Origin of the sequence: Actinomyces oricola, assembly GCF_004104015.1 — a bacterium.
Lineage (GTDB): Bacteria > Actinomycetota > Actinomycetes > Actinomycetales > Actinomycetaceae > Actinomyces > Actinomyces oricola.
The window spans coordinates 46,507-53,342 of sequence record NZ_RYFV01000023.1 but is presented as its reverse complement, the minus strand read 5'-3'; the positions used below and the strand labels follow the sequence as shown (position 1 = coordinate 53,342).

At 68.6% G+C, this 6,836-nt stretch carries 7 protein-coding genes; 1 reads left to right on the top strand and 6 read right to left on the bottom strand.

From position 1 onward, the window contains the following. A partial coding sequence (locus EUC46_RS12755) for a hypothetical protein (RefSeq protein WP_206645952.1) occupies positions 1 to 188 on the top strand: 188 nt, incomplete at its 5' end. Between the two features lie 242 nt (positions 189 to 430). On the opposite strand, the gene tyrS is transcribed toward EUC46_RS12755, so the two are convergent. From tyrS to EUC46_RS09540, 6 genes are all read right to left on the bottom strand, one after another. Further along, positions 431 to 1,696, bottom strand: a complete 1,266-nt coding sequence (tyrS, locus tag EUC46_RS09565) for a tyrosine--tRNA ligase (protein ID WP_128773937.1) — start codon at positions 1,694 to 1,696, stop codon at positions 431 to 433. A 117-nt stretch (positions 1,697 to 1,813) separates the two neighbouring features. Then, the gene (locus tag EUC46_RS09560; protein WP_241655516.1) at positions 1,814 to 2,482 is read right to left on the bottom strand and encodes an endonuclease III domain-containing protein; all 669 of its coding nucleotides are present in this window, start codon (positions 2,480 to 2,482) and stop codon (positions 1,814 to 1,816) included. Then, complete coding sequence (locus EUC46_RS09555) at positions 2,479 to 3,117, bottom strand: class I SAM-dependent methyltransferase (protein ID WP_128773936.1); 639 nt, start codon at positions 3,115 to 3,117, stop codon at positions 2,479 to 2,481. Before EUC46_RS09555 ends, EUC46_RS09560 begins: the two co-directional genes overlap by 4 nt. Next, complete coding sequence (locus EUC46_RS09550) at positions 3,114 to 3,839, bottom strand: DNA-3-methyladenine glycosylase (protein WP_128773935.1); 726 nt, start codon at positions 3,837 to 3,839, stop codon at positions 3,114 to 3,116. Before EUC46_RS09550 ends, EUC46_RS09555 begins: the two co-directional genes overlap by 4 nt. After that, entirely contained in the window at positions 3,832 to 5,361 is a 1,530-nt protein-coding gene (argH, locus tag EUC46_RS09545; protein WP_421701645.1) for an argininosuccinate lyase, read from the bottom strand. Before argH ends, EUC46_RS09550 begins: the two co-directional genes overlap by 8 nt. Beyond that, a complete protein-coding gene (locus tag EUC46_RS09540; RefSeq protein WP_128773933.1) occupies positions 5,351 to 6,673 on the bottom strand; it encodes an O-antigen ligase family protein in 1,323 nt (440 codons plus the stop codon). The genes argH and EUC46_RS09540 overlap by 11 nt, the downstream gene beginning before the upstream one ends. Positions 6,674 to 6,836: the final 163 nt, after the last annotated feature.

The window sequence follows — 6,836 nt, the reverse complement described above, 5'->3', positions numbered from 1 at the left end:
CACCAGACCCCCAACCACAACCCCAGAACAACAACCCCAGGACCACAGCCAAAAACCCAGCACCACAAACCCAACAAAAAGGCACAAAAAACATGACACACTATCGAGATCTCAAACAACACACCCACCGGGCTCGCCACCTGCGTTCCGCAGATCGCTTCTTCCCGGAAGCGCTCGATGAACTTTAGCGAGTCGATTTCCTTGGGTCAAACCGGGAATCCGTGATCCCCGTCATCCCCATTCTCGGCCCTCTGAAGCCATCGACACCCGGAAGGACTTTTAGGATCTCTCCTTAACGGCCCCCGGGCCGCAGAGAACATTACGCACAAGGTCAACGACGGTCAAATGGTCGGGCGGTGACGGTGCCCACACGGCGCCGTCACCGCCCATCACCCGTGTTGGAGGCGCCCGGGAATACCCCGGGCGCGGCTCACGACCGGCGTGCGACTGCCAGGTTCCGCCGCCCCTTGCGCACCAGGATCATGCCCCCGGCCAGCAGGTCGCCGGCGTCCACGGGCCTGTCCTCGTCAGTGACCTTGACATTGTTGAGGTAGGCCCCACCGGCTGCCACGGTCTTGCGGGCGGCGTTGCGGCCTCTCTCCAGGCCCGCGCCCACCAGCAGGTCCACAATGGTCGACTCCCCCACCACGAGGTCGGTGGTTGGCAGAGAGGCCGTGGCCGCCGCAAGGGTTTGCTCGCTCAGCTCGCTCAACTCGCCGCGCCCCCACAGGGCCGCCGTCGCCGCCTGGGCCTGCTCCAGGGCGTCGGCCCCGTGCACCCATGTGGTGACCTCCTGGGCCAGGACGCGTTGAGCCTCACGGGACTTGGGGTTGGCGGCGGTCACCTGCTCCAGGTGTTCAATCTCCTCGCGTCCCAGGAAGGTGAAGACCTTGAGGAAGCGGATGACGTCGGCGTCGTCGGTCTGGAGCCAGAACTGGTAGAAGGCGTAGGGGCTGAGCATCTCGGGGTTGAGCCACACCGCCCCCCCGGCCGTCTTACCGAACTTGGTTCCGTCGGCCTTGGTGATGAGCGGGTTGGTCATGATGTGAACCGAGGCGCCCTCGACCTTGTGAATGAGGTCCATGCCGCCCACCAGGTTGCCCCACTGGTCGTTGCCGCCCACCTCCAGAGTGCAGCCGTAGCGCCGGTACAACTCGAGGTAGTCATTGGCTTGGAGGATCTGGTAGCTGAACTCGGTGAAGGAGATGCCCTCCTCGCCGGCCAGCCGCCGTGCGACGACGTCCTTGGCGAGCATGGTCCCCAGGCGGAAGTGCCTGCCAATGTCGCGCAGGAAGTCGATGGTGGACAGCTGTGCCGTCCAATCCAGGTTGTTGACGATCCGCGCGGCGTTCTCCCCTTGGAAGTCAAGCAGATTCTCCAGCTGCCCCTGGAGCGCCTGAGCCCAAGAAGCCACGACGTCCTTGTTGTTAAGGGTGCGTTCGGTATTGCGGCCGCTGGGGTCCCCAATGAGGCCGGTGGCACCGCCCACCAGGGCCAGGGGCCGGTGGCCGGCGAGCTGGAGGTGGCGCATGACCTTGACCGCCACGAGGTGGCCGTGGTGCAGGGAGGCGCCGGTGGGGTCGAAGCCGCAATAGAAGGTGATCGGTCCCTGGCCCAGCGCGGTGCGCAGGGCATCGAGGTCGGTGTGCTGGGCAATGAGGCCCCGCCACTGCAGCTCGTCAAGAACGTCGGTCACGGTTCTACCTTTCACTTGGAGGGGCTGACTGCCCCGGGCACAGTCTGTCATGACCGCTTTCCCCCGCCCGCGTCAACCCGCCTCCGGAACCGGGCGGGCGCCGCCCCGGCTCAAGCGTCACCCGGCCAGGCCCAGGCGTTGGGCGTAGACCGGCCAGCCGCCCGCCCGCCGTGCCGCCTTGCCCGCCTCCAGCACCAGCCAGTGGAGTTCCTGGTGCTCAGCGGCGCTCAGGGACTCGGCGTTGACCGCTTCCTCAAGCAGACGGCGAGTGGACTCGTAGTCCCGCCCCACTGGGGCGCCCAAGGCCCCGAGCATCCGCCTGGCGTAGGTATCCCAGATGAAACGGGGGCGGTCGTACACGTAGAGGCTGATGACGTCGGCACTCTCCGCCCCAATGCCCCGCAGGCCCATAAGGGAGGAGCGCAAGGCGTCGTCGTCCAAGGAGTCGGCCCCGCGCCCCGGCCCCGTGGTCAGCCAGGTGGCGACGGCGCGCAAGGTGGCGGACTTACCGGTCATGAAACCCGAGGGGCGGATGAGCCTGCTCAGGGAGCCCTCGCCCTCAAGCGGCAGGGCCAGCAGCGCCGTGGGCTCCAGGGCCCCGGCCGCACGCAGGTGCTCCAGGGAGCGCAGCACGTTCCCCCAGGCAGTGTTCTGGACCAGCACCGCCCCAACCATGATCTCGAAGCCGGAGTCGGCGGGCCAGCGGGCGCCCGGCCCCAACTCGGCGCGCAGGACCTCCAGGAGTCGGCGCAGCCGCAGCGGGGCCTGGTTGCCCTCCCCGCTCACCGGTCGACCTCCCGCACCTCGTCCGCCCGGCGGTCCCAGACCAGGGTGTAGCGGTAGTAGAAGCGGCGCCGGAGCCGACTGCCTGGGAGCAGTCGCGCGGCCGCCCGCCGGATCTCGGCCAGGGACTCACGGGGCTGAGCCACCGGCACGCCAATGTCGGGGGTCTCGTGGTGCCAAAGGCTCGCCACGCGGACGGGCAGCACACTCACCCCCGAAACGATCCAATCCCAGGCGCTTGCGTTCGCGGCGAGCCCGACGACGATGAGCCGCCCGCCCGGCGCCACCAGGCCCGCCAGGCGCTCCAGCCCTTCCTCCAGCGGCAGGTGGTGGAGGACGGCCACGCAGGTGACGGTCTGGAAAGTCCCCAGGCCGTCAACCGGCTCCGGATCCAGGACGTCGGCCCGGAGCACCCTCGCTCCCGGCGTGCCCGACAGCCGGGAGCGGGCTCGTTCAACCGAGGGCGGGTCGAGCTCGATCCCCACGACCTCGTCGCACACACCCGCCAGGCGCTCAAGGAGCAGTCCCTCCCCGCAGCCGACATCGAGCGCCCGGCCTCCCCGAGCGGCGGCGTGCGCGACAACCTCGTTATGGAAGGCGGCATTGTGGTTCCAGTAGGTGTTTGGACTCCGGCTCACTGCTTGCTCCTGCGTGGCGAGGCCGGTTTGTACGGGGAGACAGTCGGTTCGCCCTCGCACCAGAAGCGCCAGGGGAAGGCCTCGGAGCCACCGGGTCCGGAGACGCCGGTGCGCGGGCCGGTGCGCACCCGTGCGGGGTCGACCGGCTGGTCGGGCAGGGTCAGGCTCACCCGTGTCCCGGGCGGCCCCAGGGCGGCACCGTCATCATCTCGGGTCAGCCCTAGGGCCGCGCACAGCCGGCCCGGGCCACGAGCCAGATCACGGTCGGTGCGGGCCTTGGGCCGACGGCGGCGTGCTAGCTCCAGCCCCTCGGTGACCTCTCCGGCGCGTAGGAGTACTGCGCGCGAGTCGCCTTCGGGGCCGGTGACAATATTGAGGCAGTGGTGCATCCCGTAGGTGAGGTAGACGTAGATGACCCCGCCGGCCTCGAACATGGTGGCGTTGCGCGCGGTCCGGCCCTTGAAGGCGTGAGAACCGGGATCGGTTTCACCGCGGTAGGCCTCCACCTCCGTCAGACGCACCGAGACGGTGCCGTGAGCATCCGTGGCGGAGACCAGCGCCCCCAGGAGTGCGGGGGCCACCTCCAGGGGGTCACCGGCCAGGAGGCCGGTCAGGACCGCGGGCAGATCGGCGGGGCCGGGCGGCGCCTGCGCCCCGGCGCCCTGGTCCGTCCTGCGGGAAGGCGGCCGGTCCCGGCCGGGTCGGACGACGGCGTCAGGCATCTCGGGTCCCCGTGCCTTGCCCTGTCGCCTTTGAGGCCGGCCGCGCGGGTTCTTCCAGGAGGGGGCCCTCGCCGGAGAAGGCCCGCAATTCGGCGCAGTGGGCGCCGGCGCGGGTCAACTGCTCCGCCACGCGCACTGGAGCGGTGCCGCCGTGGCCGGTGCGAGCCGCCACAGAGCCCTCAAGGCTCAGGACCTGGCGCACCTCGGGGGTGAGTCTGGGGTCAATGGCGGCGAAGTCGGCGTCGGACAGGTCCCACAGTTCGATTCCCCGCTCCTCGCAGACTCGCACGCAGGCCCCGGAAACCTCGTGCGCAACCCGGAAGGGCACCCCGTTCTTGACCAGCCACTCGGCGACGTCGGTGGCCAGGGAGAAACCCTGGGGGGCCAGGGCCGCCATGCGCTCATAGTGGAAGGTCATGGTGCCCACCATGCCCGCTACGGCCGGAAGAAGGAACGTCAGGGTGTCGACGGCGTCGAACACCGGTTCCTTGTCCTCTTGCAGGTCCCGATTGTAGGCCAGCGGCAGGGCCTTGAGGGTGGCCAGCAGCCCGGCCAGATCCCCGATAAGACGCCCGGCCTTGCCTCGGGCCAGCTCGGCCACATCGGGGTTCTTCTTCTGCGGCATAATGGAGGAGCCGGTGGAGTAGGCATCGTCGAGGGTGACGAAGCCGAACTCCTTGGTGTTCCAGATAATGACCTCCTCGCTCAAGCGCGAGACATCCACCGCGACCATGGCCAGAACAAAACTGAGTTCGGCCACAACATCGCGGGCGGAGGTGCCGTCAATGGAATTCTCCACCGAGGCGTTGAATCCCAGGCCCACGGCCACGGTGTCAGGGTCCAGCCCCAGGGTGTTGCCCGCCAGCGCCCCCGAGCCGTAAGGGCTCACGGCGGCGCGCGCATCCCAGTCCATGAGCCGCTCGACGTCGCGCATGAGGGGCCAGGCGTGGGCCAGAAGGTGGTGGGCGACCAGCACCGGCTGAGCGTGCTGGAGGTGGGTGCGCCCAGGCATAATCGCCTTGCCGGCGGCCGCGGCCTGGTTGACCAGGGCGTCCACCACGTCCAGGACCAGCCCGGCGAGGTGGCGCGCTTGGTCGCGCAGGTACATGCGGATGAGGGTGGCGATCTGGTCATTGCGGGAGCGGCCCGCCCGCAGGCGCCCCCCCAACTCCTCGCCGGCACGCTCCATGAGGCCGCGCTCCAGGGCGGTGTGAACGTCCTCGTCGGCGGGGTCAGGGGCGAAGGCGCCGGAAACCACGTCTTCCTCAAGACGGTTCAAGGCGTCGATCATGCCGGTGAGTTGGCCCTGGTCGAGGAGTCCCGCGCCATGCAGGGCGCGGGCGTGGGCGCGGGAGCCGGCAATGTCGTAGCGAGCCAGGCGCCAGTCGAAGTGGGTCGAGACGCTGAGCGCGGCCAGGGCGTCGGCGGGGCCGCCCGCGAAACGGCCGCCCCACAGGCTCAGGGGGGCGGGGGCGTCAGATGTCCGGGACTGCTCACTGCTCATGGCCCCATCATGGCCCATGTCGGTGGCTCGCCGTCATCTCGACCCTCCTGTAGAGTCCCAGCCAGGTGCCCAAGGCGCACACCACCACCCAGTTACCCTCCGAAAGCAGCCGGGACTCAGTCAGCGCCTGCACGGCCAGAGCCGTTGTTAACAGCACGGGAAGAAGAACAGAGGGGTCGGAGTCCAGATACCGCAGCGCCAACCGCCCTGTTTGCAGCAGCAGCTGGACCATGAGCACGACGATCAGCAGCGCGCCGACAATCCCGGTTTGGAAGAGGGCTTCAACATAGGCATTGTGGGCGCTCATGGTAGGGGTGCCGTCGGGGCGTATGACGAGGGTCTGAAAGAGCGGGATCCATGGCTCCCAGTACATAATCCAGCCCCAGCCCAGGATGGGGCGTTCCTGCCACAGCTCGATCACTCGCTCCCAGATCACCCACCGCCCGGTCATGTCGGAGCTGCGCCCCAGGAGCATGGTGACGCCCCTGTGGAAAACCAGTGCTAGGAGCCCCGCGGTGACACCAGCGCCCGCGGCTAAGACAACAGCGCGTCGTCGTCGCCCGCCCTCCAGCCTCCGCAGCCACCACAGCAGGAGGGCCAGGGCCCCGCAGACCACTGCGGCCACAGTGACAGTAGCGGATCGGGTCAAAAGGAGAGTGACCAGGCACAGGGTGGACCACACCAGGAGATGGGAGCGGCTGATCTGATCGTCACGCCACCGCACCACCACGCAAATGAGCGTCAGGAGGGCCACGAAGGCCAAGGGGTTGCGGTTGCCGATAATGCCCTGGATCGGCCCGCCCTGGAGCAGGCGGGCCTCGCTCCAGTAGTACGACGGCGGGATGTGCTCCCAGTGCCGCATATACAGGGGCGGAAGGGGACGGCCCAGGATCAGGGCCACGTACGCCTCCAGGGCCAGGCTCAGGGCAATGGTCGCCTCGAGGGCGCGTCCGAGGGCCACGGTGAGTTGGCGCAACGATAGGCCGCAGCCCAACAGGATGCCGGTGGCGCTGGTGGCGGCCATGAGCGCCGCGGCCAGCGCGGTCTCATGGGGGAACTGGGACCAGGCCAGGCTGAGCACGCATAAGGCGGTGTAGGCGCAGGAGGCCACGGGCAGGCTGCGCCAAGGGATGCGGTGCCCCTCGCGCACGAAGACGAGCAGGAGGAGGATACCGCTGACGGCGGCAATCCCCCCGAAGGGGACCCAGCCAACGATGTTACGAACCCCTTGTCCGGAAAAGGTCAGGAAAAACGCCCAGGTGCCCAGTGCGGGCAGAAACCTGCGCGACTCCTGCCGCGCAGGAGCGGCGTGCGTCCCTGTCTGCCCCATGCGATCCTTCGGCCGTCTGCTGCGTCGGCAATGCTCAGGCACGGCCGAGGGCGGTTAAGGCCCGCCGAGACTCCATAGTAGAAGGTTTTCACACTAGCGAGTGGCACAACGCGTTGACGGTGCTCTGGTAGAGGCCCCCATGAGCATGGGGAATCTGCGATTG

What these genes read in the sequence shown, in the direction of transcription:
- EUC46_RS09540 (WP_128773933.1), bottom strand. Translation starts at nt 6,673, where the DNA reads ATGGGGCAGACAGGGACGCACGCCGCTCCTGCGCGGCAGGAGTCGCGC.
- EUC46_RS09550 (WP_128773935.1), bottom strand. Translation starts at nt 3,839, where the DNA reads ATGCCTGACGCCGTCGTCCGACCCGGCCGGGACCGGCCGCCTTCCCGC.
- argH (WP_421701645.1), bottom strand. Translation starts at nt 5,361, where the DNA reads ATGGGCCATGATGGGGCCATGAGCAGTGAGCAGTCCCGGACATCTGAC.